Genomic DNA, 21,609 nt, shown 5'->3' on the forward strand with positions numbered 1-21,609 from the left:
ATCTCTGCGACCGGGCCTCGGTTTTGTCAGCTTCTCAGAAGCTTAGGCGTTTTCGGGCACCTTCTCCAGCACGCGGCTGATCAGGCGGTCCGAGAAGGCGGGGATGTCGTCCGGATTGCGGCTGGTGATGAGGTTGCCGTCTTCCGCGACTTCCTGATCGACCACGTTCGCGCCCGCATTCTTCATGTCGGTGCGGATCGAGTGATAGCTGGTAAGCGTCTTGCCTTCGACCAGGCCTGCTTCGATCAGTAGCCACGGCGCGTGGCAGATCGCGGCGATCGGCTTGCCCGCGGCGTTGAATTCGCGGACGATGGCAACCGCGCGGTCGTTCACGCGCAGCAGGTCGGGGTTGATCTGGCCGCCGGGGAGGAGGAGGGCGTCGTAGCCTTCGCAATTGGCGACTTCGTCCACGGTCTTGTCGACTGTGATCGTCTTGCCCCAGTTGTCCTTGTCCCAAGCCTTGATTTCACCCGATTCCAGGCTGACCACTTCGGTCTCGATGCCTGCGTCTTCGAGGTTCTTCTTGGGGTCGAAGAGTTCCGACTGCTCGAAACCGTCGGTGGCGAGAATCATAACGCGTTTGGCCATGATGAAGTCCTTTCGTATGAATTGTGCTTTCAGTGGCTAAACGGGCGGGGAAAGCTTTGCGTTCCGCGCTTCTGGCCGAGGCGAGCCGGTGGTAGGGCGAGCCGATGGCTTCCAAAGATCAGGGCCCCGCGGAGCCCGATTCCCCCGCTGCAATCGTCGACGCGCCGTTCGAGACCGCGCTGTCCGAGCGGTATCTTGTCTACGCGCTGTCCACGATTACCGCGCGCTCGTTGCCCGATCTGCGCGACGGGCTGAAGCCGGTCCACCGCCGGCTGCTGTGGGCGATGCGCCAACTGCGCCTCTCGCCCGACAGCGCTTACAAGAAGTCCGCCCGCGTGGTCGGCGAGGTGCTGGGCAAGTACCACCCGCATGGCGACACTGCGGTCTACGACGCGATGGTCCGTCTCGCGCAGCCCTTCGCGCTGCGCTATCCGCTGGTCGAAGGGCAGGGGAACTTCGGCAATATCGACGGCGATAACGCCGCCGCCGCCCGCTACACCGAAGCGCGGCTGACCAGGACCGCAATCAGCCTGATGGCGGGGCTGGACGAGGGCACGGTCGATTTCGTGCCCACGTACAACAACGAGGAAGAAGAGCCGGTCATCTTCCCCGGCCTGTTCCCGAACCTGCTCGCCAACGGGGCCAGCGGGATCGCGGTGGGCATGGCGACCAACATCCCGTCGCACAATGTCGACGAGGTGATCGAGGCGACGCTGGAAGTCATCGAGAACCCGGCGGTCGAGCATGCGCGGCTGATGCAGATCATGCAGGGGCCGGACCTCGCCACCGGCGGGCTGATCGTGGACAGCCCCGAAACCATCAGTGCGGCTTATGAGACCGGTCGCGGCTCCTTCCGCATCCGCGCGCGCTTCCATGCCGCCGAGGCCGAGAGCGCGGCAGACCGCGACGCGGGGATAGAGCGTCTGGGCGGCGGGCAATGGCAGCTCATCATCAGCGAAATCCCCTACCAGGTGCCCAAGGGCAAGCTGATCGAGCAGATCGCGCAGGTCATCGCGGACAAGAAGGTGCCGATCCTCGAGGACGTGCGCGACGAAAGCGACGAGCAGATCCGCATCGTGCTGGTCCCGCGCAGCCGCAATGTCGATCCCGAGCTGCTGAAAGAGTCGCTCTACCGCCTGACCGACCTGGAAACGCGCTTCGGCCTCAACATGAACGTGCTCGATGCGACGCGCACGCCGATGGTGATGGGCCTCAAGGAGCTATTGCAGAACTGGATCGCGAGCCAGATCGACATTCTCCAGCGCCGCACCCGCCACCGGCTGGCGAAGATCGCGGACCGGCTCGAACTGCTCGAGGGCTATATTATCGCCTTCCTCAACCTCGACCGGGTGATCGAGATCATCCGCACCGAGGATGAGCCCAAGCCGGTGATGATGGCGGAGTTCGGCCTGACCGACCGGCAGACCGAAGCGATCCTCAACATGCGGCTGCGCAGTTTGCGCAAGCTGGAGGAAATGCAGCTGCGGCAGGAGAAGGACGACCTGCTGAAGGAGCAGGACGAGCTTCAGAAGCTGCTCGAAAGCCCGGTGCGCCAGCGCACGCGGCTGAAGCGCGATCTCAATGCCCTGCGCAAGGAATACGGCAAGGATACCGCGCTGGGCGCGCGCCGCACCACGATCGACGAGGCGGAGCCGACGGTCGAATTCAGCATGGACGCGATGATCGAGAAGGAACCGACCACGGTAATCCTCTCCGCGCGCGGCTGGATCCGTGCGGCGAAGGGGCATGCAGACCTGTCGCAGGAATGGAAGTTCAAGGAAGGCGACGAACTCGCCTTCGCCTTCCATGCGCAGACCACCGACAAGCTGCTGATCGCGACCGACGACGGGCGCTTCTACACGCTGGGCGCGGACAAGCTGCCCGGCGCGCGCGGTTTCGGCGAGCCGGTGCGCACGATGGTCGACATCGACAATAGCGCGCACATCGTTTTCGCCTGGGCGCACAAGCCCGGTGAGCGGCTGCTGCTGGCGAGCACGCTGGGCAAGGGCTTCGTCATCAAGTCGGACGACCTGCTGGCCGAGACGCGCAAGGGCCGCGCGGTGATGACGCTGAAGGGCGACGCCAAGCTCGCCCGCGTGGCGCATATCGGCGAGGGGCACGATCACGTCGCCGTCGTGGGCGACAACCGCAAGCTGGTGGTGTTCAACCTGGAGGAAATGCCCGAGATGAGCCGCGGGCAGGGCGTCCAGCTGCAACGCTACCGCGATGGCGGGATGGCCGACGTCACCACCTTCCGGCTGGAGGAAGGCCTCAGCTGGCAGATGGGCGGGACGGGCGAACGCACCCGCACCGAAATGGAGATGTGGCAATGGAAGGTCGCGCGCGGCGGCGCAGGCCGCATGCCGCCGCAGGGCTTCCCGCGCGACAACCGATTTTAGGCCTAGGTTCGTTGGCCCGTCGAGCGCGCGAACAATGTGAGAGTGAGGGGTGCGTTTAGGTTCGAACTATGGGCGTGCCTAGTTTAAGTTGTAGCGTGCGCTACAGCCGGGGCGGAGACGGCATCGTGTCCACCATGAACTCATTTATCTCTAAGCCGAAACGGAAATCAGGTCGTCTTGATGGCCGATGCAGATCACGATCCGTCAACTGGCCGCTGAACTAGATTGCCATCCTCAGAACGATGCCATCCGGCAAGTAGAAACCATTGAAGGTATTTCCGCTGAAATGCGCTGCGCCGAGTTGGTCCATATGGATAAAATCGCCGAGCCCTTGGATGGCAGGATGATCGGGAAACCGAAGGTCAATATCTCCGGCATCAAGAAGAGAAAAATCGGCTTGGTTATCGACGATGAGCGACGAGGTCTTTCCGTAAAATTTCAGCTTGTCGCGCAAATTGTCGGGGGGAACGAGCCACAGTCTCCAAGAATCTATCTCTGGGTTGTGGACGAGCATCGCCCCTTTGGGAGGGTAGCCCGCATCGTCCATCAGGCGAACAATAAGCTGCCCCTCCTTCACCAGTGCTGACGTATCCATCTCAATATTCCTGAATTTGGATCGCTAATGGATTGAACCATGAGCTGGGCTGTACCGCGGTCAGTCGCGAAATACCGCGAAGACTCGCTCCACTCGCCCGCTATACCCCAATAGGTGGCGAACGCGGGGCTTCGTTTCTGTTCAGCCTGCAAATCTTGCATTAGGCCGGCGAGACTGACCAATTTCTTCAAATCGTGTGTATAGATTGCGTTTATGAAGGTCTTGTCGGGTATGGATTGGGCTGTCATTTGCTTCGCAATAACAGCCTTTAATCCTAATTCTATGGCGTACCCAGACAGGTAGAACGCATCGCCAAAACGACTGTTTCGTAGCAAAAGCTCAGCGTTCGCGAGCTTTGCTTCCGAGAGCTTTTGCAGTTCGGTACGCTTTTGGCTCTGTGGCATAGATTTTATATCAATGAGATGCCAAAGAGTGCCGCACGAGAAGACCGAGCGCCTCATCTACCTTTGGGGGCCTCATCTCACGACCGATAAGTAGGTTTTCGATCTCGGTGGAGGGCGTCGGTCTATGCTCATCCAGCCTGTTCTCGTGTTTCCCCTTCAGTATCATGGCCACGCATTAGCATGTGCGTAGAGGCTGAGGAATAGCCAGCCCTACCGGACTCAATCTGCTGATGCGGAATCGCACCAATTTGGGAGAAATGTTTGCTCTCATATTCCCCAAAACCAAAGGCGGGCCGCGCGCCTTTCGGCACACGACCCGCCTCTTGCGACCCTCGAGATGGTGGCCCCGAGGGAAACTTGTGGCTGGCGCTTACTCGGCGTCGGCTTCCATCGCCTCGCCGCCTTCGACGCTCCCGCCGTTGAGCGCGGCCATCAGCTGATCCTTGGTCGCCAGCACGATCAGCGCGCCGGTTTCGTTGGTCGCGAACTGGTCGCGCATCAGGCTGACCGGGCCGTCTTCCAAGGTGACGATGGCGTTGTCACCGTCGATCGAGGTGACGGTGCCGATTTCGACGCCATCGGCGGTCAGGACGGTCGCGTTTTCGATCAGCGCGGCGTCACGCGCGGCGGCCATCTGCTTTTCCTGCTCGGCCATCATCGCGTTGAGCTGGTCCTTGGTGACCGACACGATCGGGCCTTCGGGGCCTTCGCCGAACGCGTTGGCGGGGACGGGAGCGGTGTAGGTGCCGGTGTTCACGACCACGACGCCATCCTGCATCGCTTCGATGGTGCCGACCGTGTTGCCTTCGGGGCCATAGACGGTCGCCCCGACTTCGGGGCCCACCTGGGCGTTGGCGGCGGTGGCCAGCGTGAGCGCGGCGGCTGCGAATGCGGTCTTGAACTTCATAATCTTACTCTCCTTGTGGCGCGGATCGATCGCCGAAACGACGGCCCGCGGGGTGGGGACTTGCCCCACTGAAACGGCTGATCCCGGCAGATGCTCCCGCCAGATGGCGACAAAAGGCCCCAAAAGGGCCACTTCCGAGGTGGGTCGGTATGTAAATGCGGCTAAATGATGTCAACCGGGCGGGGCTGATAGACACCGACGCGCCGTCTTGCTGCGTCGGGAGTATTATTAGATAGTTGCGCATGAAGGTAAGCTTAAGAGCTTGTTCGGCTTTGCAAAACCTCGTCCAGCAGGGTGAGTACCCGGGCACGGTCGGGAAAATCTTCAGCGACCCAGCGTGCCTCGACCGCGCGCAGGGTTTTGGACACCTCCGCTCCGCTGAGCCCGCGCGCCACGATCTCGCCGCCCTTGAGCGGCAGCTGTGGAATGTCCCACCCGGCGATCACGCGCGGATCGCTGCCGCCAAGCAGCAGACGGCCCGCCGCGCAGGCGCTGCCTTGGGTATAGGCGAGCGCCTTGGGGGCCTCCGCATCACTCGCCTCGCGCGCCGCGAGGCACACCAGCAGATCGCGGTGCTTGCGCGACAGGCGCAGCCGCGCGGCGACCGTTTCGGCAGTGCTTCCGTCTGCCGGCAACAGCGCGGATAGCCGCACGATCGGGTCGGGCGCGGTGTCGCAGGCGGCTTCGGTCGCGACCAGCCGTTGGAGCGCGGCGATCTGTTCTGCACCCGCTTCGGGCAGGATTACCGGCAACACGCCGTGCTCGTGCATCCGGGCGATCGTCGGCGCGGGATCGGGCAGGGCGAGGATCGCGGTCAGCTCCATCGCCACGCGTTCACGGCTGAGGCCCTTGAGCATCGGGGCGAGTTCGGCGCAGGCTTCCTCCGCCTCCCCGTCCAGCGCCGCGCCGAAGCGCGCCTGGAAGCGGTAATAGCGCAATATCCGCAGGTGATCCTCGCGGATCCGCTGGCGCGCATCGCCTATGAAGCGCACCCGCCGCGCCTCCAGATCTTGCAGCCCGCCGAAATAATCGAACAGTTCCAGCGTCGCCGGATCGGCATAGAGCGCGTTGATCGTGAAGTCGCGCCGCGCCGCATCCTCGCGCCAGTCGCTCGCGAAGGCCACCGTCGCGCGGCGGCCATCGGTGGAGACGTCCTCGCGCAAAGTCGTCACCTCGACCGGGCCGCCATCGGTCAGCACGGTGATCGTGCCGTGATCGATTCCCGTGGGCACGGTGCGGATGCCCGCCGCCTTGCAGGCTTCCACCACCTGTTCGGGGCGCAGCGGAGTTGCAGCGTCGATGTCCTTGACCGGCGCGCCCAGCAGCGTGTCGCGCACTGCGCCGCCGACCCAGCGGATATTGCCGGGTCCGATCGCCTCGACCAGCGCGGCCAGATCGGCCCGCTGCGTCCATTGTGCCTGTGGCATGTGCTCAGCCACCGAAGCTCTCCGTGATATCCAGCCGGCGTGAGAGGTTGAAGATGATCGCCGCGGTCACGCCCCAGATCCGGTAGCCTTCCCAGTGCATCTCGTAATAGCGGCGCTCCGCCCCTTTCCACATTGTGCTGTTCTCGGTGTATTTGGACCGGTCGAACAGCACCGACAGAGGCACTTCGAACCAGCTTTCCACCTCGCCCGGATTGGGCACCAGCGGCAGATCGGGCGGGATCACGCCGAGCACGGGCGTCACGTCGAACCCGGTCCCCGTGTGGTAGCGGTCGGTCGCGCCGATCACGCGCACCAGCGACGGGTCGAGCGCGAGTTCCTCGTGCGCCTCGCGCAGCGCGGCCTCGACCGCATCCTCGCCCGCGTCCAGCTTGCCGCCGGGAAAGGCGACCTGGCCGGGGTGGCTGCGCATGTCGAGCGGGCGCTGGGTCAGGATCGCGCCGGGTTCTGCGCGATCGGTGACCGGAATCAGCACCGCGGCGGGGCGCGGATCGCGTCCGGCGAACTGCTTGTCTGTCAGAAGATCCGGCAGTTCGATCCCGTGGCCCTCGTCGAAGATCGTCCGCAGGCGATCGACCAGTTTTCCGTCGGGGGCGTTCACGGCTTCAGGCGAAACGTCTCGCCCATGCTCGAAACGCTCCAGTCCTCGCCATTTGCCAGGGCATGTTCGGCGAGTTGCTGATAGGTGCTGCGGTTGAGCCGTGCCTCCAGTCCGCGCCGCACGCCGATATAGAGCGCGGGCGTCTCCGCATCGCCGCGCGCGATGATCGGATGATCCGGCCCCGCGATCACCAGCTCGTCCGTATTGAGCCGGAAGGCCAGCGCCGGGGTGCCGTTTTCGTCGCGCGCAACCATGTCGGTCGCGATGAACGGCGCATCCTCAACCTCGATCGAGAGCTTCTCGAACGGGGTCACGAGAAAATGCGCGCCCGCCTCGTCGCGGATCAACAGGCCGGAGAAGGCGCGGACCATCCCCTGCCGGTTGATCGGCGAGCCCTCGTGAAACCAGGTGCCGTCGGCGGCGATCCGCATGTTCGAATCGCCCTCCTGCTGCGGCGCCCAGCCTTCGACCGGCGGCAGCTTGTGCGCCTCCACTTGCTCCGCGATTTGCGAAAGGGTCAGCGAGGCGAGATGGGGAGGGGGCTCGTAGGGCATGGGCGATTCTCTGGCAGAAGGGCGGGGGGCGTGCAATCGGCCCTGCGGCCGAGAGCCCCTATACGCCGTTCTGCGCGCTCTCGTTCCGCCATGGCCCCAGCATTCCGCGCGGGGGCAGCACGGCCGGATTGGCGCAGCGCACGAGCAGGCGGTGGCGTTCGACCGGGCCGGGGGTGTCCCATCCGGCGGTCGGCCCGGCGGTGAAATCCCACTTGTCGTAATATTCCGGGTCGCCGATCAGCACCTGCGGCAGCGCCGGATTTTCGGGCGTGGCGGGGCCTTCGATCGCGCCCAGCGCGGCGGCCATCAGCGCGCGGCCATAGCCTTCGTTCTGGCGGCTGGGCGCGACCGCCACCGGGCCGACCATCAGCAGCGGATATTGCCGCCCGTCGGGATCGGTCAGCGAGACCGGCCACAGCTCGATCGTCCCGGCGAGAAACTCCTCGTCGTCGAGCGCGGCGAAACTGAGCCCTTCCAGATGCTGCAACCCCTCGCGGATGCGATAGGCGGTGCGCGTGGTCCGGTCGTCGCCGAACACCGCGTCGAGCAGTTCTTCGTGCAGGGCGGCCGGAACCGCGTCGATGGGTACGATCATGGGCATGGGCGCGCCGGTTAGTACCAAGCGCGCCCCCTGTCGATCCTGTCGAGTGTCAGCTTACCCCACAGGCGTCAGCTTGCGCAGGCGCGCGTTCTCGCCATCCTCGAAGATGTAGAGCGCGCCATCGGGCCCCTCCACGATCTCCCGCAGGCGTGCGCCCAGATCGTAGCGCTCCGCTTCGGTCGCCGTGGTGCCGTTCATGTCGACCCGCACGATGTTCTGTTCCTTCAGGTTCGCGATCAGCGCGTCGCCCTGCCAGTCGGCGAACATGTTCCCCGAATAGAACAGGAAGTCGCCCGGCGCGATCACCGGGGTCCAGTAGATCGCAGGCTTGGTGAAGCCGTCGTCCGCGCTGTGGTTGGGGATCGGCGAGCCGTTGTAGTTGTCGCCGTTGGAGCGCACGGGCCAGCCGTAATTGTTGCCGCGCTCCACCAGATTGAGCTCGTCGCCGCCCGCGGGGCCGTGTTCCAGATCCCACAAACGCCCGGCGCTGTCGAATTGCAGGCCGAGCAGGTTGCGGTGGCCCCAGCTCCAGATCTGGTCGCTGGGCGAGCCCTTGTCGGCCAGCGGATTGCCCGCCGCTGCCGTGCCATCGAGGTTGAGGCGCACGACCGTGCCCAGCGTGTTGGAGGTATCCTGCGCCGGGTCCTGTTTCTGGCGTTCGCCGCTGGAGACGAACAGATATTTGCCATCGGGGCTGAAGGCGATGCGGTGCGAGTAGTGGCCGCGTCCGCTCACCTTGGGGGTCTGGCGCCAGATGACATTGAGATCCTGCACCGCGCACTCGGCGCGCGTTTCGCACACCAGCTGCCCGCGCCCGACCACCGCGCCGCGCGTGTCGCCATCGCCCGCCTCGGCCCAGCTGAGATAGATCGTGCGGGTGCCCAGCGTATCTGCGCTCTCGCTGTCGAGGAAGGCGACATCGCCAAGCCCGCCCTGGCCGCCGTAATCGACCGTCGGCGCGCCCGCGATTTCCCACCGCTCGCCGGTCTCGGTATCATATCCTTCCAGCGTCCCGGCCTTCTCGGTGATCACCATGATGGGCGTGCCGGGGATGAAGGCGGCGGCCCATGGCTCGTCGAAGCGGCCCAGATCGCGCACCGCGAAGGGGCCGACGGTCTCGCTCGGCTGGCTGGCTTCGGGGCTGGAGGAGGCGGATGCCGCCACGTTCTCCCCCGTGCCGGCATTGCCGCAGCTTGAGATGGCAAGGCCTGCACTGGTAGCAAGCACGGCGCTCAGAAATTTGTTCTTGGTCATGTTCGCAGAAAACCCTCTTCCCGATTTTGTGGCGTCATGCCCGCCCGGTGCGCTCGTCGTCGGGGTGGACGAGGCTGGGCGAGGTCCGCTCGCAGGCCCGGTGGTGGCCTCTGCGGTGGCGCTGTGCAAGCCGCGCCCGGCAGGGCTCGACGATTCCAAAAAGCTTGGGGCCCTCAAGCGTTCCGCGCTGGACGAGCAGGTCAGGCGGCGCTGCGCTTGGGGTGTGGCGGTAGTCGAGCCGGAAGAGATCGACCGGCTCAACATCTTCGGCGCGACCATGCTGGCGATGACGCTGGCGGTGACGCGGGTGGCGCAGGCGATGGGCCGCGCGCCCGACATGGTGCTGGTCGACGGCAACCTCACCCCCTCGGGCAGGTGCGAAGGCTGGTGCTGGCCCGCGCGTGCGATCGTGGGCGGGGATGCGAAGGAGCCTGCGATTTCCGCCGCCAGCATCGTCGCCAAGGAATGGCGCGACCGCCTGATGATCGCCGCCGCGCGCGAGTATCCGCATTACGGGTGGGAGCGGAACAAGGGATACGGGACCGCAGAGCATCTCAGTGCATTGAGGGAGCATGGACCATGCGCGCTGCACCGCCGCAGCTTCGCACCGGTCGCCCAGCAGGAGATGTTTGCATGAGCGGTTTCACCTTCGACGATATTCCGGACCAGACCGGGCGCACCGCGCTGGTCACCGGCGCGAATACGGGCATCGGGTTCCATATCGCGGAGGTGCTGGCGAAGAACGGCGCGAAGGTGCTGCTGGGCTGCCGCAACCGCGACAGGGCAGAGAGTGCGCGGCAGGACCTGCTGCAGCTGGCACCGGGTGCCCAGATCGAGATCGTCGAGCTCGATCTGGCTGACATGGCATCGGTCCGCGCCGCGGCGGAAGGCATCGAAAGCCTTGACCTGCTGGTCAATAATGCCGGGATCATGTGGGTGCCCCATGCGATTGGCACCGGTGGTGCGGAGATGCACTTCGCGGTCAACCATCTGGGCCATTTCGCGCTCACCAGCCTGCTGCTGCCCGCGCTCGCCAAGGGCACAAACCCGCGCGTGGTGGTGCAGTCGAGCATCGCGCACCGCCCGGCCTCGATCGATTTCAAGAACCTCTCGGGCGAGCGCGACTATGCGCTCCAGAAATTCTACGGCCAGAGCAAGCTCGCCAACCTGATGTTCGCGCTGGAGCTGGACCGGCGGCTGCGCGCGGCGGGATCGCCGATCGCGAGCATCGCGTGCCATCCCGGCGTCGCGAAGACCGAGCTGACCCGGCAGGTCGGCTGGGCGAAACTGGTGATGCCGATCGCCGCGCCGCTACTCAATACCGCCAAGCAGGGCGCGCTGCCCGCGTTGCAGGCGGCGACCGACCCGGATGCGCAGGGCGGCGATTATTACGGCCCCTATGGCTTCATGGAGGCGAGGGGTGCGACATCGGGCAGGGCGGTCGCCACAGCCACCGCACGCGACCCGCTGCTCGCCGCGCGGCTGTGGGAAATCTCCAAGGACATGACCGGGGTCGATCCGCACCTGCAGCCCGCGACCTGACGCTGCCGCCGTAAACCGTGCAACGCTGCGCAATTGCCCCTATGCGGGCGGGCGCGGCATGCTATCACCCCGCCGCATATGACCGGTTCACTGATCCTTATCGCCATCGGCCTCGTCGCGCTTGCCGGGGGAGGGGAACTGCTGGTCCGCGGCGCGGTGGGCATCGCCAACAAACTGGGCGTCTCCACCTTGTTCACCGGACTGGTGATCGTCGGCGCGGCGACCTCGATGCCCGAAATGGTCGCCAGCGTGCAGGCGGTGATGGCCGGTTCGCCGGAGATCGCGTGGGGCAATATCGTTGGCTCCAACATCGCCAATTCGCTGCTGATCCTGGGCGGAGCCGCTCTGGTCACGCCGATCGTGCTTGCCGGGGTGGGGCGGCGCGATTCCGTGGTTGCGCTGCTGCTGACCCTGGTCGTGTGGGGGATTGCGTGGCTCAGGATAGGGTCGCCCTTCATCGGTGTCGGGCTGCTGGCTGCGCTGGTGATCTATATCGTGTGGCGGTACCGCCATCCGCCCGCGCAGGCAGAGGCCGAGGCGGAGGAGACCGCCGCCCCCTCCAACTTCCTGCTCTCGCTGCTGTTCTTCGCACTGGGCGTTGCTGCGCTGGTGCTCGGCGGACGCTGGCTGGTGACCGGAGCGATCGACATTGCGAGCGACCTTGGCGTCAGCCAGGCGGTGATCGGGCTGACGATCGTCGCGGTGGGCACTTCGCTGCCCGAGCTGGCCGCCTCCGCGGTCGCTGCGTTTCGCGGCCATGCGGAGCTGGCGCTAGGCAACGTGCTGGGCTCCAACATCTTCAACCTGCTGCTGATCGGCGGCGTGACGATGAGCGTGTCGGGCACTGCTCTGCCGACCGAGCTGCTCCAGTACGGCTGGCCCATCTGCGCGGCCTCGGCGCTGCTGCTGGTCCTGATGTGCCGCTTCATGAACCGGATCGGTCGGCTGTTCGGCCTGCTGATGCTGGGCGGATTCGCAGCCAATACCGCACTCGCTTTCAGCTGATTTTCCAAAGGGTTGGTGTGAATTTACCCGACCCTAACCATAAGCATTTACCAAGAATGACTTGACGGGGACTCGCCGAGGACTCATCGAGTCCCCCTGTGGATAACTCGACCGGGCCATTCAGGGTGCCCGGCCGACAGGTTTTTGGGGGATGCACGCATCATGACAGTCGAAACCAAGGCGAGGCCGCGCGCGAAGCAGGCGGTACGCACCAGCAAGGTCGCGATCGCGCCGAAGCACGATCTGCCGCTGGGCCAGATCCTCGACGGAGACTGCGTGGAGGCGATGCGCCGCCTGCCCGACAACAGCGTCGACCTGGTCTTCGCCGATCCGCCTTACAACCTGCAGCTCGGCGGCGATCTCAACCGGCCCGACGGCAGCCATGTGGATGCCGTGACGGACCACTGGGATCAGTTCGACAGCTTTAAGGTTTACGACGATTTTTCAAAGGCCTGGCTGGCGGAGTGCAGGCGCGTCCTGAAGCCCGACGGTGCGCTGTGGGTGATCGGCAGCTACCACAATATCTACCGCCTGGGCGCGACGCTGCAGGATCTGGGCTTCTGGATCCTCAACGACATCGTGTGGCGCAAGACCAACCCTATGCCCAATTTCCGCGGCACGCGCTTCACCAATGCGCACGAGACGCTGATCTGGGCGAGCCAAGGCGAAAAGGCGCGCTACCACTTCAACTACCGCGCGATGAAAACGCTCAACGACGAACTCCAGATGCGCAGCGACTGGACCTTCCCGATCTGTTCGGGCGGGGAACGGCTGAAGGACGACGCGGGCCATAAGGCGCACCCGACGCAGAAGCCCGAGGCGCTGCTGTACCGCGTGCTGCTCGCCACGACCGAGTGGGGCGACGTGGTGCTCGACCCGTTCTTCGGCACCGGCACCACCGGCGCGATCGCCAAGCGGCTGGGCCGCGAATGGATCGGCTGCGAGCGGGAAGAGAGCTACCGCAAAGTCGCCCGCGCGCGGATCGAGAAGGAACTCCCGCTAGACGAAAGCGCGCTGACCACGATGCAGAGCAAACGCACCGCGCCGCGCGTCGCTTTCGGCACGCTGGTGGAGGCGGGCTTCGTCAAGCCGGGCACGCAGGTGTTCGACAAGCAACGCCGCTGGACCGCCACCGTGCGCGCCGACGGATCGCTGGTGCACGAGAAACTCAACGGCTCGATCCACCAGGTCGGCAAGGACCTTCAAGGCGCCCCCAGCTGCAACGGCTGGACCTTCTGGCATTTCGAGGACGAGGGCGCGGTAAAGGCGCTGGACGCGGCGCGTCAGTTGTATCTGCTAGCGGTGGAGGATTGATCTTCCCGTCATCCCGGACTTGATCCGGGGTGGTGCTTTCTTTGGTCGAAGTCAATGAAGCCTGCACCCGGCTCGGAGGCCGAGGTGACGAGATTTCTCTTGGCTTGCCCTTGCTCTCTTGAAGAAGGTAATTTGTACTAGACAAAGCCTGGAATTCCGGCGATTCATTAGTTTTATGATCCAGCTTCTGCTAAACTCACCGCTTGCATCCACGGCATTACTTGGCATTGGCACAATGTTTGGTGGGCTTGTCGGAGTGGTTGCAACCACTTTGGTCAAGGGGCGCATCTCCCATCACTTCGACCGAGCTCTGGAAGAGCATCGTGCGCAACTTGCGCGTCATGACCGGGTGAGCCAACTGGCTGAGTATCTCGCTTTTGCTTGGCGCATGCAAAACATGGAGGATATGAGTGAGGACGAGGCAGAGCGGGCGAACAAAATGGCGTTCGAGCTTTCGCTTTGGTTGCCTGCCGATGTCGTCGCCGAGCTAGGACGATTGCATCAGGGTGGCAATTTCTGGGATGCCGTGTTCCGTGCCCGCGAGTGGGTAAATCCCGGTGATCCCCTCAATCCCGACTTGGTCATAGGACATGACACCAAAGCAAACATGCGGAAGAGGCTTGAAGGCCTCGGGCTTGGAGATACTGGGACGGGGAACAGTGGGGTGACCGCACCGGACTTCTTGTCGCACCAATAGTATGATACATCGCTCCCGTCAGGAGCAAACCATGGCCACCATCCGCAAGACCATCACGCTCAGCGACACGCAGGACGCGTGGATCAAGCGTCAGATTGCTGAGGGCGGGTTCACCAACGACAGCGAATATATCCGCGATCTCGTCCGCCGCGATCAGGAGGGGCAGGAGAAGCTGTCCGGGTTGCGGCAGGCGATTGCCGAGGGGCTGGACAGCGGCGTGAGCGACCGCTCGCTCGACGACATCTGGACCGAGGCAGAGAAGCGCGCAGCCGCCCGTGCGTGAGCTGCGGCTGACCCGAAAGGCGGCGGCCGATCTCTCCGACATTGCCGATTTTACCATTGCCGAGTTCGGGATCGAGCAGGCGGGCAGGTATCGCGACCAGTTCGCCAGATGCTTCGCCTCGCTGCTCGACAATCCCTTTTTGGGGCGAAGCGCGAACGAACTCGCGCCCGGTTTGCGGCGTATCCGGCAGCAGGCGCATGTCGTGTTCTACCAGCCCTCGGAAGAGGTGATTCTAGTTGTCCGCGTGCTCCACCACCGAATGGATTTCGAGCAGCATTTGTAGAGTGCCGTCTCACGAAGCCTCCCCATCGCCCCGGACTTGATCCGGGGGCGCGCTTCTTTTCGCGCAGCAGAAGGAGCCTGATCCCGGCTCGGGGGCCGGGATGACGAGGGGGCGGCGTGTGCCTGTCCTACTTGATGCGCTGGGTCTAAGGATGCGCGCTATGCGCAGTGCACCTCTTCTTCCGCCCAGAATTTCGCGCTCGTTCCCCCCGCCACTTTTTGACCCCAAGACTGTGTGTCAGGTGTGTCAGATCCCCTACAAAGCGGCTAGGTGAGGGCGCATGAGCGACACCGTTTACATCCGCCCTATCGGCTTCGCGCCCGGCCCGCAGAGCGAGGAGGGCGATGCTGTTCGGCTCGCCGGGGGGCTCGTCTATGCCAGCCGTTTTGCGGTGATCTATCGCCGCGATGGCGAGGTGGTCGAACGCTGGCGTGCTTCGCCCGGGAGCATCGCGCAGGTACTCGGAGAACTGCCCAACAGCGTCGCGGCCGAGGCCGAGGCGCAGTGGGGCAACCTGCGCATGGCGCATCCGGCGCTGGAGCTGGGTGCGCGAACCGTGCGCCTCGACCAGCCGCAGGTGATGGGCATTCTCAACGTGACGCCCGACAGCTTCTCCGACGGGGGCAAGCATGTCGGTGATCCTGCGGGTACGCGCGAGGCGATCGGCGCGATGGTCGAGGCGGGGGCCGCCATCATCGACATTGGCGGCGAAAGCACGCGGCCCGGTGCGGAAGCCGTGTGGGAGGAGGAGGAAATCCGCCGCGTCGTGCCTGCGGTCGAGGCCGCCGCCAGCATGGGCGCTGCGGTCAGCATCGACACCCGCCGCGCGGGCACAATGGAGGCGGCGCTCAAGGCAGGCGCGGGGATCGTCAACGATGTCTCCGCGCTGCGCTACGACCCGCGCTCCGCCGAGCTGGTGGCGAAGACCGGCTGCCCGGTGGCGCTGATGCACGCGCCGGGATCGGGCAACGACCTGCACGAGGGTGGGACGTATGAGAGCGTGGTGTTCGACGTGTTTGACGCGCTTCGTGAACGGCGCGATGCTGCGGTTGCGGCGGGGATCGCGCGGGAGAAAATCCTGCTCGATCCGGGTCTCGGCTTCGGCAAGTCGCTGACCGACAATCTCGCGCTGATCAACGCGCTGCCGCTGTTCCACGCGCTCGGCCAGCCGATCCTGTTCGGCGCGAGCCGCAAGCGGATGATCGGCGCGCTGAGCAAGGAGGCTGCGGCGGACGCGCGGCTGGGCGGGAGCATCGCTCTGGCGCTCAAGGCGATGGACGCGGGCGCGCATATCCTGCGGGTCCACGACGTGCCCGAGACGGTGCAGGCGCGTGACGTGTGGCGGGGCCTGCGCGATGCCGCACTGACCGATTTCGGCGATTTGCCGGGATAGGGCGCTAGAGCGTGTACCCGCCGTCGCTGGTCAGCACTGTGCCGGTGACGTTGGCGGAGGCGTCGGACAGGAGGTAGCCGATGTCGCGCGCCAGCTCGTCCGCCGTGGCGAAGCGGCCGCGTGGGGTGGTCTTGCCCATCTGCGCAATCACCGCCTCGCGCCCGTGCTCGGCAAACTGGGCTTCGTTGTCGGGCGAGTTCCAGATCGCGGTGTCGACCCCGCCCGGAGCGATGGCGTTGACGCGAATGCCATGGCCTGCGTTCTCCGCCGCCGCGATCCGCGCCATGTGCGCAACTGCGGCCTTGGAGACGCCGTATGCACCGATGCCGGGCACCGGCTTGAGCCCGGTGATCGACGCGGTGACGACCGCGCTGCCACGACCCGTCTTCCGCATCGCGCGCAGGGCAGTGGAAAGCGTGAGGAAGGCACCATCGAGGTTGATCGCCATCACCCGCCGCCACTCGGCAAAGTCGAGATCGGCGATCTGGCCGCCGGTGCCGATCCCGGCGTTGACCACCGCATGGTCGAGCCGGTCGAGCTTGGGCTCGAGGCCCTGCCAGAAGGTTTGGTCGGCAACATCGGCGGCGTGCGTTTCGACGTCGCAGGAGAGGTCGAGCTCGTTCAGGCCTTCGCCGTCGAGGTCGATCAGGATGAGGCGCGCGATGCCGTTGCGATCGAGCCAGCGGGCGCACGCGGCACCAATGCCGGAAGCGGCTCCGGTGACGAGTGCGGTGCGGTTGGTGAAGTCGTATCCCTCGGTCATGCCGAGGGGCTTAGCGGGTTACGCCGCGTTGTCGATGCCCCGGCAATCGGCGCGTCCGCGTCACGCCGCTTCGTTTTCCTCGATATAGGCGTCCGGATCCTTCTCCTCACGCTCCACATTCGTGACGTGGTCCGCTTCGAAGGCGAGATACTTGATCCCCAGCGCGATCCGCTTTTCCAGCGGCACCCGGCGGCGGAAATCGGTCAGGCCCTGGCGTTCCTCTTCGGAAAGATGCGCGCTGTTCTGGTAGTTCGCCTTGTCGACGCACTTCCACCAGGCGTCCGACCCGACCTCTTCGTTCAGCGCAGCATCGGCGGCGTTGGCGATCTTGTTGTGATCGTCGATCGCGTCTTCGGTGGTCTCGTCCGCACTGTCGGAATCGAGCGCGCCTTTGCCGAGCTGGAGGAGGGTGGGGTAGAAGTACTTCTCTTCCGCCATGGCATGCGCCTCGAGATGGTCGCGCAGGCGGTTGAAGATTTTCCCGGCCGATTCGAGATCGTCGCGCGCCTCGTCCAGTGCGGCAAACCAGCGGCGCTGGCGGTCGTGGTCGGCGAGAATGCAGTCGACGATATCCATCTGGGTATTCCTGTTTCCGGCGTAAGATTACGCTCAGAGAACGGGAAATGGCGCACCGGGTTCCGCCGGCACGGAGCCCGTCAGGCGGCGTTGTCGATCCCGAGGTCGCTCAGCTTGCGATAGAGCGTCGAGCGCCCGATGCCGAGCCTGCGGGCAACCTCGGTCATCCGCCCGCGGTAATGCCCGATGGCGAGACGGATCACGTCGGCCTCGATCTCTTCGAGCGGGCGCAGGTTGCCATCATCGGTGTAAAGCATCACGCCGACCGCTTCCTGCACGTGGTGGCCGCTCCCGGCCTGTTCGCCGATCAGTTCGGAAAGCTGGGGGAAGTCGCTGCTGGTCAGCATCTCCGCATCGCAGAATACTGCGGCGCGGAACAGGACCGCCTGCAACTGGCGGACATTGCCCGGCCAGTCATAGGCGCACAGCAAATTGAGCGCGCTGTCGGCCAGGCTGAGGTGGCGCAGCCCCGGCTCGTCGCCGATTCGGGCGAGGAAGTGGCGGGCCAGAGAGGCGATGTCGCCCGGGCGCTCGCGCAAGGGCGGCAGGCTGATCCGGGTGGCGGAAATCGCGGCGAGCAAATCCTGGTCGAACTGGCCTTTCGCGGCGAGTTCGGACAGCGGGCGATTGCTCGCGGAAAGCAGGCGGGTGTCGATGCGGAAGCCGTGGGTCGCGCCGATCGGGCGGACGATCCCTTCGTTCAGCGTGGTCGCGAGGCGAGCCTGCTGATCGGCGGAAAGACGGTCGATCTCGTCGAGCACCAGCGTGCCGGTGTCGCAATGCTGCAGCGCGCCCATCTGGCTCTCGAACGCCCCGGCGAAGGCGCCTTTCTCGTGCCCGAACAGCGCCGATTCGATCGAGTTGACCGGCACCCCGGCGACATTGACGAGGCGGAAGGGGGCCTTGGAGCGCGGGCTGGTCGCCTGGATCGCGCGCAGCAGCATCTCCTTGCCGGTGCCGCTCTCACCCTCGATCAGCACATGGCCGTGCGATCGGGCCGCCTTGGCGGCGCGGGCCAGTGCGATGCGGAAGATCGGGTCGGTCCCGATCATTGCGTCGAAATCGAGCACCGCAGGCATCTTCTCGGTCAGCGGCTGAAGTTCGTTGCGGCTCGCCTCGACCCGGGTGGCGCTGCGCAGAGCGCGCATCAGCCGTTCGGGCGCGACCGGCTTGATCAGATAGTCGGTCGCCCCGGCGCGCATCGCCTCGACCGCGAGCAGCGGGCTGGCACTGGTCGTCAGCATCAGAATCGGCAGCGCGGGGCGGCGCTTCTTGAGTTCGGCAATCAGGTCGCACGCGGCATCGCCGGGCACCCACTGGTCGAGGATGATGGCAGACAATTGCATGCCCTGCCGCGTGCCCAGCGTGGCGATCGCGGTTTCGGCATCGTTGACGACCAGCGTCCGCCAGCCGTCGCGGGCGGCGAGCGCGGTGACGAGGCGGCTCTGCGCCGGCTCGTCGTCGATCAGCATTAGCAAGCGTTCTTCGTGATCGGCCATTTGTCCCCGCCATGCCTGTGCAAGGGAATGTGTCCCGTTGCGGTGCAGGGCGCTGGTCTACCCGACGGCGGTAAAGACCAGATTAAGGCTAGTTTCCCTCGCTCATGCGATAGTGCACAGCAGCAAGAGCTTGAGAATGGCGGGGGGCGAGGATAGACCCTGCCGCGACTAGCGCCTCAACCGGAGAATTTACGCGCCATGGCCGCACAAAACGAAGCCGTTACCAAGGATATCGAGAAGGCTCGCAACACGTACGAACGCTTCATGGGAAGCCTGAAGTTCGCGATCCCGATCATTTGCCTGATCGTGTTCATCGTCGTGCTGCTGATCGCGCCCTGACCGCATGAAGATCGCGGTCCTCAAGGAGCAGGCGGCGGGTGAGACGAGGGTCGCATTGACCCCGGAAACCGCCAAGAAGTTCATCGCACTCGGCGCCGAAGTCTCGGTCGAGGCAGGCGCGGGAGAGACCGCCGCGATTGCCGATTCGGCTTTTCGCGATGCGGGTGCAAGCGTTGGCCCGGCGGCCGAGGTGGTGAAGGACGCGGGCATCGTGCTCGGCGTTCAGGCGCCCGATCCCGCCGCACTTTCCGGCGCAAAGCCCGGCGCGAAGGTTGCCGCGCTGTTCGATCCGTTCCGCGATGGCGCGCGGGTCGAGGCCTATGCCAGCGCAGGATATGAAGCGCTGAGCATGGAGTTCATGCCGCGCATCACCCGTGCGCAGAGCATGGACGTGCTCTCCAGCCAGTCCAACCTCTCGGGCTACAAAGCGGTAGTCGCGGCGGCAGACCAGTACGGCCGCGCGTTCCCGATGATGATGACCGCGGCGGGCACCGTGCAGGCTGCGCGCGTCTTCATCATGGGCGTGGGCGTTGCCGGGCTTCAGGCGATTGCCACGGCCAAGCGGCTGGGCGCGCAGGTTTCCGCCACCGATGTCCGCTCCGCCACGCGCGAGCAGATCGAATCGCTCGGCGCAAAAGCGATCTTCGTCGAGGAAGGCGGGATCGAGGGCGAGGGCAGCGGCGGCTACGCCAGCGAGATGAGCGACGAGTACAAGGCCGCGCAGGCCAAGCTCGTCTCCGAACATATCGCGAAGCAGGACATCGTCATCACCACCGCGCTGATCCCGGGACGCCCGGCACCGCGGCTGGTCTCCGACGAACAGATTGCCAGCATGAAGCCGGGCAGCGTCATCTTCGATCTTGCCGTCCCGCAGGGGGGCAATGTCGAAGGCGCGGTGGCGGACGAGCTGGTTACCCGCCATGGTGTCACCATCATGGGCTATGCCAACACGCCTGCGCAGCTGGCACCGGATTCGAGCGCTCTGTTCGCGCGCAACCTGTACAACTTCCTCTCCGCCTTCTGGGATGGCGAGGCAGGGGAGCCGGTGCTGGACGAAGAAATCGGCGATGCCGTGCGGCTGACCCAGGGTGGCCAGGTGGTGAATGCGCGGCTGAAGGACGCGGGCTGAGCCATACTGGGGCACAGGCCGGGGGGCTGAAGAGGGGGGTAAGGTTGCGATGGGGATTCTGAACCAGACCCAGACCACGCCGCAGGGCTTCGTGGACAACCACGGCCATGCCCTGGTGGAGGGGGAAGAGGTCTACTTCGCCTTCCGCACGATCCGCGACTGGATCGCCTTCACCGACTGGCGGATGATCTACGTCGATGTGCAGGGCATCCTGGGCAACAAGAAGGAATACCTGACGGTTCCCTATCGCTCGATCACGGCATTCTCGATCACCAGCGCGGGCACGATCGACATCGATGCGGAAATCGCGGTGTTCCTCTCCGGCCACCCGCCGATCGAGTTCAAGGTCGGCAAGTTCACCAATACCGAGGCGCTGCAAAAGCTGCTCGCCAAGCGGATGAACCTGGTCGAATAGCGCGCGTGCGCGATTTGCCGCAGCGTGCCAATCGGCTAGGGATCGCAGCATGAACATGCGCACTCTCCTCGCCGCTCCGGCCATCCTCGCCCTCGCGGCCTGCGCGCCGAGCCTGGCGGACGACGTCGATCTTGAAAACGTCGCGCCGGACGACATTGCCTGGATCGGCGAGAGCCCGGTCTATCCCAACGCCACCATCGCGCAGAACATCGCCTCTGCGGAGGTTTTCTCGAAGCTCGCCCAACTGGTCGAGCGGACCGATCTGACGGCAACGCTGGACGGGGCAGGGCCGCTGACGATCTTCGCGCCGAGCGACGCGGCGCTGACCGACCTGCCGATGCACACCGACGAAGCGCTGCGGCGCACGCTGGCCTACCACGTGATCGAGGGCCGGATCGACGCAGGCGAACTCGCCGCGCGGATCGTGGAAGGCGGCGGGTCGTACCGGGCGCAGACGCTGTCCGGAGACACGCTGACCTTCCGCGTCGATGGCGACGGGATCGTGATCGTCGATGGTGCGGGCGGCACTGCGCGCGTGACCATGGCCGACCTCAATCAGGCCAATGGCATAATGCACGTGATCGACAAGGTGCTGCTGCCCGCGCAGTGATTAGGCAAATCACGCCGGAAATCCCGTCAGCCTAGCCCTTTGTCCATCGACAGCGCCCGCGCGCCTTGCAATAAGCCTCTTCCATTCGGTTTTCAGCCCTCGGGGGAGGCAAGTTTCTAAGATGGACTTCATTTCCGTCCTGTCGATTTTCGTGCTGGCGTGTTTCGTCGGCTATTACGTGGTCTGGTCGGTCACGCCCGCGCTGCACACGCCGCTGATGGCGGTGACCAACGCGATTTCTTCCGTGATCATCGTCGGCGCGCTGATTGCCAGCGCCGAAGCGGGTAGCGCGACCGCCAAGTGGCTCGGCCTTGCTGCCGTGGTGCTTGCCAGCATCAACATCTTCGGCGGCTTCGCCGTGACCGAGCGGATGCTCGCCATGTACAAGAAGAAGGACAGCAAATGAGCCTTCC

At 65.1% G+C, this 21,609-nt stretch carries 26 protein-coding genes; 14 read left to right on the forward strand and 12 right to left on the reverse strand.

Going from position 1 to position 21,609, the window contains the following annotated elements; all coding sequences use genetic code 11:
• Positions 1–42 precede the first annotated feature (42 nt).
• On the reverse strand, positions 43–588 hold the full coding sequence (locus VO57_008190) for a type 1 glutamine amidotransferase domain-containing protein (protein XBL68127.1): 546 nt from the start codon (positions 586–588) through the stop codon (positions 43–45).
• Positions 589–692: 104 nt separating this feature from the next.
• On the opposite strand from VO57_008190, the gene parC reads away from it, so the two are divergent.
• A complete protein-coding gene (parC, locus tag VO57_008195) occupies positions 693–2,987 on the forward strand; it encodes a DNA topoisomerase IV subunit A (GenBank protein XBL68128.1) in 2,295 nt (764 codons plus the stop codon).
• Between the two features lie 220 nt (positions 2,988–3,207).
• Here parC and VO57_008200 read toward each other — a convergent pair whose 3' ends face one another.
• The 8 genes from VO57_008200 to VO57_008235 form a co-directional block, all read right to left on the reverse strand.
• Positions 3,208–3,582, reverse strand: a complete 375-nt coding sequence (locus VO57_008200) for a hypothetical protein (GenBank protein XBL68129.1) — start codon at positions 3,580–3,582, stop codon at positions 3,208–3,210.
• Positions 3,561–3,986 (reverse strand): HEPN domain-containing protein, encoded by a 426-nt coding sequence (locus VO57_008205; protein XBL68130.1) that lies wholly within the window; start codon positions 3,984–3,986, stop codon positions 3,561–3,563. The genes VO57_008200 and VO57_008205 overlap by 22 nt, the downstream gene beginning before the upstream one ends.
• A 370-nt stretch (positions 3,987–4,356) precedes the next feature.
• Positions 4,357–4,893: a preprotein translocase subunit YajC gene (locus VO57_008210; protein ID XBL68131.1), complete on the reverse strand. Its 537-nt coding sequence runs from the start codon at positions 4,891–4,893 to the stop codon at positions 4,357–4,359.
• Between the two features lie 254 nt (positions 4,894–5,147).
• Positions 5,148–6,332, reverse strand: coding sequence for a CCA tRNA nucleotidyltransferase (locus VO57_008215; protein ID XBL68132.1), 1,185 nt, complete (start codon positions 6,330–6,332; stop codon positions 5,148–5,150).
• Positions 6,325–6,876: a CoA pyrophosphatase gene (locus tag VO57_008220; GenBank protein XBL71312.1), complete on the reverse strand. Its 552-nt coding sequence runs from the start codon at positions 6,874–6,876 to the stop codon at positions 6,325–6,327. The genes VO57_008215 and VO57_008220 overlap by 8 nt, the downstream gene beginning before the upstream one ends.
• A 59-nt stretch (positions 6,877–6,935) precedes the next feature.
• A complete protein-coding gene (locus VO57_008225; GenBank protein ID XBL68133.1) occupies positions 6,936–7,493 on the reverse strand; it encodes a DUF1285 domain-containing protein in 558 nt (185 codons plus the stop codon).
• 58 nt (positions 7,494–7,551) lie between these two features.
• Complete coding sequence (locus tag VO57_008230; protein ID XBL68134.1) at positions 7,552–8,094, reverse strand: N-acetyltransferase; 543 nt, start codon at positions 8,092–8,094, stop codon at positions 7,552–7,554.
• A 54-nt stretch (positions 8,095–8,148) separates the two neighbouring features.
• Complete coding sequence (locus VO57_008235; GenBank protein ID XBL68135.1) at positions 8,149–9,348, reverse strand: PQQ-dependent sugar dehydrogenase; 1,200 nt, start codon at positions 9,346–9,348, stop codon at positions 8,149–8,151.
• Here VO57_008235 and VO57_008240 point away from each other — a divergent pair.
• The 8 genes from VO57_008240 (at position 9,347) to folP (ending at position 15,865) form a co-directional block, all read left to right on the forward strand.
• Positions 9,347–9,985 (forward strand): ribonuclease HII, encoded by a 639-nt coding sequence (locus VO57_008240; GenBank protein XBL68136.1) that lies wholly within the window; start codon positions 9,347–9,349, stop codon positions 9,983–9,985. The genes VO57_008235 and VO57_008240 overlap by 2 nt on opposite strands.
• Positions 9,982–10,890: an oxidoreductase gene (locus tag VO57_008245; protein ID XBL68137.1), complete on the forward strand. Its 909-nt coding sequence runs from the start codon at positions 9,982–9,984 to the stop codon at positions 10,888–10,890. Before VO57_008240 ends, VO57_008245 begins: the two co-directional genes overlap by 4 nt.
• 78 nt (positions 10,891–10,968) lie before the next feature.
• Positions 10,969–11,895, forward strand: a complete 927-nt coding sequence (locus VO57_008250) for a calcium/sodium antiporter (GenBank protein XBL68138.1) — start codon at positions 10,969–10,971, stop codon at positions 11,893–11,895.
• Between the two features lie 162 nt (positions 11,896–12,057).
• On the forward strand, positions 12,058–13,209 hold the full coding sequence (locus tag VO57_008255) for a site-specific DNA-methyltransferase (protein XBL68139.1): 1,152 nt from the start codon (positions 12,058–12,060) through the stop codon (positions 13,207–13,209).
• 175 nt (positions 13,210–13,384) lie between these two features.
• Entirely contained in the window at positions 13,385–13,906 is a 522-nt protein-coding gene (locus VO57_008260; GenBank protein ID XBL68140.1) for a hypothetical protein, read from the forward strand.
• Between the two features lie 31 nt (positions 13,907–13,937).
• Entirely contained in the window at positions 13,938–14,189 is a 252-nt protein-coding gene (locus tag VO57_008265; GenBank protein ID XBL68141.1) for a type II toxin-antitoxin system ParD family antitoxin, read from the forward strand.
• Entirely contained in the window at positions 14,182–14,472 is a 291-nt protein-coding gene (locus VO57_008270) for a type II toxin-antitoxin system RelE/ParE family toxin (protein XBL68142.1), read from the forward strand. Before VO57_008265 ends, VO57_008270 begins: the two co-directional genes overlap by 8 nt.
• A gap of 280 nt (positions 14,473–14,752) precedes the next feature.
• Complete coding sequence (folP, locus tag VO57_008275; protein ID XBL68143.1) at positions 14,753–15,865, forward strand: dihydropteroate synthase; 1,113 nt, start codon at positions 14,753–14,755, stop codon at positions 15,863–15,865.
• Positions 15,866–15,869: 4 nt separating this feature from the next.
• Here folP and VO57_008280 read toward each other — a convergent pair whose 3' ends face one another.
• From VO57_008280 to VO57_008290, 3 genes are all read right to left on the reverse strand, one after another.
• Positions 15,870–16,628 carry an SDR family oxidoreductase gene (locus tag VO57_008280; protein XBL68144.1) on the reverse strand — a complete coding sequence of 253 codons (759 nt, stop codon included), beginning with the start codon at positions 16,626–16,628 and terminating at the stop codon, positions 15,870–15,872.
• Positions 16,629–16,688: 60 nt separating this feature from the next.
• Positions 16,689–17,204: a hemerythrin domain-containing protein gene (locus tag VO57_008285; GenBank protein ID XBL68145.1), complete on the reverse strand. Its 516-nt coding sequence runs from the start codon at positions 17,202–17,204 to the stop codon at positions 16,689–16,691.
• 80 nt (positions 17,205–17,284) lie between these two features.
• On the reverse strand, positions 17,285–18,703 hold the full coding sequence (locus tag VO57_008290) for a sigma-54 dependent transcriptional regulator (GenBank protein ID XBL68146.1): 1,419 nt from the start codon (positions 18,701–18,703) through the stop codon (positions 17,285–17,287).
• Between the two features lie 198 nt (positions 18,704–18,901).
• On the opposite strand from VO57_008290, the gene VO57_008295 reads away from it, so the two are divergent.
• The 5 genes from VO57_008295 (at position 18,902) to VO57_008315 (ending at position 21,602) form a co-directional block, all read left to right on the forward strand.
• The gene (locus tag VO57_008295; GenBank protein XBL68147.1) at positions 18,902–19,042 is read left to right on the forward strand and encodes a hypothetical protein; all 141 of its coding nucleotides are present in this window, start codon (positions 18,902–18,904) and stop codon (positions 19,040–19,042) included.
• A gap of 4 nt (positions 19,043–19,046) precedes the next feature.
• Positions 19,047–20,171 (forward strand): NAD(P) transhydrogenase subunit alpha, encoded by a 1,125-nt coding sequence (locus VO57_008300; protein ID XBL68148.1) that lies wholly within the window; start codon positions 19,047–19,049, stop codon positions 20,169–20,171.
• A 49-nt stretch (positions 20,172–20,220) separates the two neighbouring features.
• Entirely contained in the window at positions 20,221–20,586 is a 366-nt protein-coding gene (locus tag VO57_008305; GenBank protein ID XBL68149.1) for a PH domain-containing protein, read from the forward strand.
• Between the two features lie 49 nt (positions 20,587–20,635).
• Positions 20,636–21,196, forward strand: coding sequence for a fasciclin domain-containing protein (locus VO57_008310; protein XBL68150.1), 561 nt, complete (start codon positions 20,636–20,638; stop codon positions 21,194–21,196).
• Positions 21,197–21,317: 121 nt separating this feature from the next.
• Positions 21,318–21,602 (forward strand): NAD(P) transhydrogenase subunit alpha, encoded by a 285-nt coding sequence (locus VO57_008315; GenBank protein ID XBL68151.1) that lies wholly within the window; start codon positions 21,318–21,320, stop codon positions 21,600–21,602.
• Positions 21,603–21,609: the final 7 nt, after the last annotated feature.

Origin of the sequence: Citromicrobium bathyomarinum (assembly GCA_001306305.2) — a bacterium.
In the GTDB taxonomy this organism is placed as follows: Bacteria; Pseudomonadota; Alphaproteobacteria; order Sphingomonadales; family Sphingomonadaceae; genus Alteriqipengyuania; species Alteriqipengyuania bathyomarina.

Bases quoted from the DNA above. Each gene is read 5' to 3' on its own strand.
- VO57_008190 (XBL68127.1), bottom strand. From the start codon at position 588: ATGGCCAAACGCGTTATGATTCTCGCCACCGACGGTTTCGAGCAGTCG.
- VO57_008260 (XBL68140.1), top strand. From the start codon at position 13,385: ATGATCCAGCTTCTGCTAAACTCACCGCTTGCATCCACGGCATTACTT.
- VO57_008230 (XBL68134.1), bottom strand. From the start codon at position 8,094: ATGCCCATGATCGTACCCATCGACGCGGTTCCGGCCGCCCTGCACGAA.
- VO57_008285 (XBL68145.1), bottom strand. From the start codon at position 17,204: ATGGATATCGTCGACTGCATTCTCGCCGACCACGACCGCCAGCGCCGC.
- VO57_008200 (XBL68129.1), bottom strand. From the start codon at position 3,582: ATGGATACGTCAGCACTGGTGAAGGAGGGGCAGCTTATTGTTCGCCTG.
- VO57_008255 (XBL68139.1), top strand. From the start codon at position 12,058: ATGACAGTCGAAACCAAGGCGAGGCCGCGCGCGAAGCAGGCGGTACGC.
- VO57_008205 (XBL68130.1), bottom strand. From the start codon at position 3,986: ATGCCACAGAGCCAAAAGCGTACCGAACTGCAAAAGCTCTCGGAAGCA.
- parC (XBL68128.1), top strand. From the start codon at position 693: ATGGCTTCCAAAGATCAGGGCCCCGCGGAGCCCGATTCCCCCGCTGCA.
- VO57_008250 (XBL68138.1), top strand. From the start codon at position 10,969: ATGACCGGTTCACTGATCCTTATCGCCATCGGCCTCGTCGCGCTTGCC.
- VO57_008295 (XBL68147.1), top strand. From the start codon at position 18,902: ATGGCCGCACAAAACGAAGCCGTTACCAAGGATATCGAGAAGGCTCGC.
- VO57_008300 (XBL68148.1), top strand. From the start codon at position 19,047: ATGAAGATCGCGGTCCTCAAGGAGCAGGCGGCGGGTGAGACGAGGGTC.
- VO57_008310 (XBL68150.1), top strand. From the start codon at position 20,636: ATGAACATGCGCACTCTCCTCGCCGCTCCGGCCATCCTCGCCCTCGCG.
- VO57_008225 (XBL68133.1), bottom strand. From the start codon at position 7,493: ATGCCCTACGAGCCCCCTCCCCATCTCGCCTCGCTGACCCTTTCGCAA.
- VO57_008315 (XBL68151.1), top strand. From the start codon at position 21,318: ATGGACTTCATTTCCGTCCTGTCGATTTTCGTGCTGGCGTGTTTCGTC.
- VO57_008235 (XBL68135.1), bottom strand. From the start codon at position 9,348: ATGACCAAGAACAAATTTCTGAGCGCCGTGCTTGCTACCAGTGCAGGC.
- VO57_008265 (XBL68141.1), top strand. From the start codon at position 13,938: ATGGCCACCATCCGCAAGACCATCACGCTCAGCGACACGCAGGACGCG.
- VO57_008240 (XBL68136.1), top strand. From the start codon at position 9,347: ATGTTCGCAGAAAACCCTCTTCCCGATTTTGTGGCGTCATGCCCGCCC.
- VO57_008280 (XBL68144.1), bottom strand. From the start codon at position 16,628: ATGACCGAGGGATACGACTTCACCAACCGCACCGCACTCGTCACCGGA.
- VO57_008305 (XBL68149.1), top strand. From the start codon at position 20,221: ATGGGGATTCTGAACCAGACCCAGACCACGCCGCAGGGCTTCGTGGAC.
- VO57_008210 (XBL68131.1), bottom strand. From the start codon at position 4,893: ATGAAGTTCAAGACCGCATTCGCAGCCGCCGCGCTCACGCTGGCCACC.
- folP (XBL68143.1), top strand. From the start codon at position 14,753: ATGAGCGACACCGTTTACATCCGCCCTATCGGCTTCGCGCCCGGCCCG.
- VO57_008290 (XBL68146.1), bottom strand. From the start codon at position 18,703: ATGGCCGATCACGAAGAACGCTTGCTAATGCTGATCGACGACGAGCCG.
- VO57_008245 (XBL68137.1), top strand. From the start codon at position 9,982: ATGAGCGGTTTCACCTTCGACGATATTCCGGACCAGACCGGGCGCACC.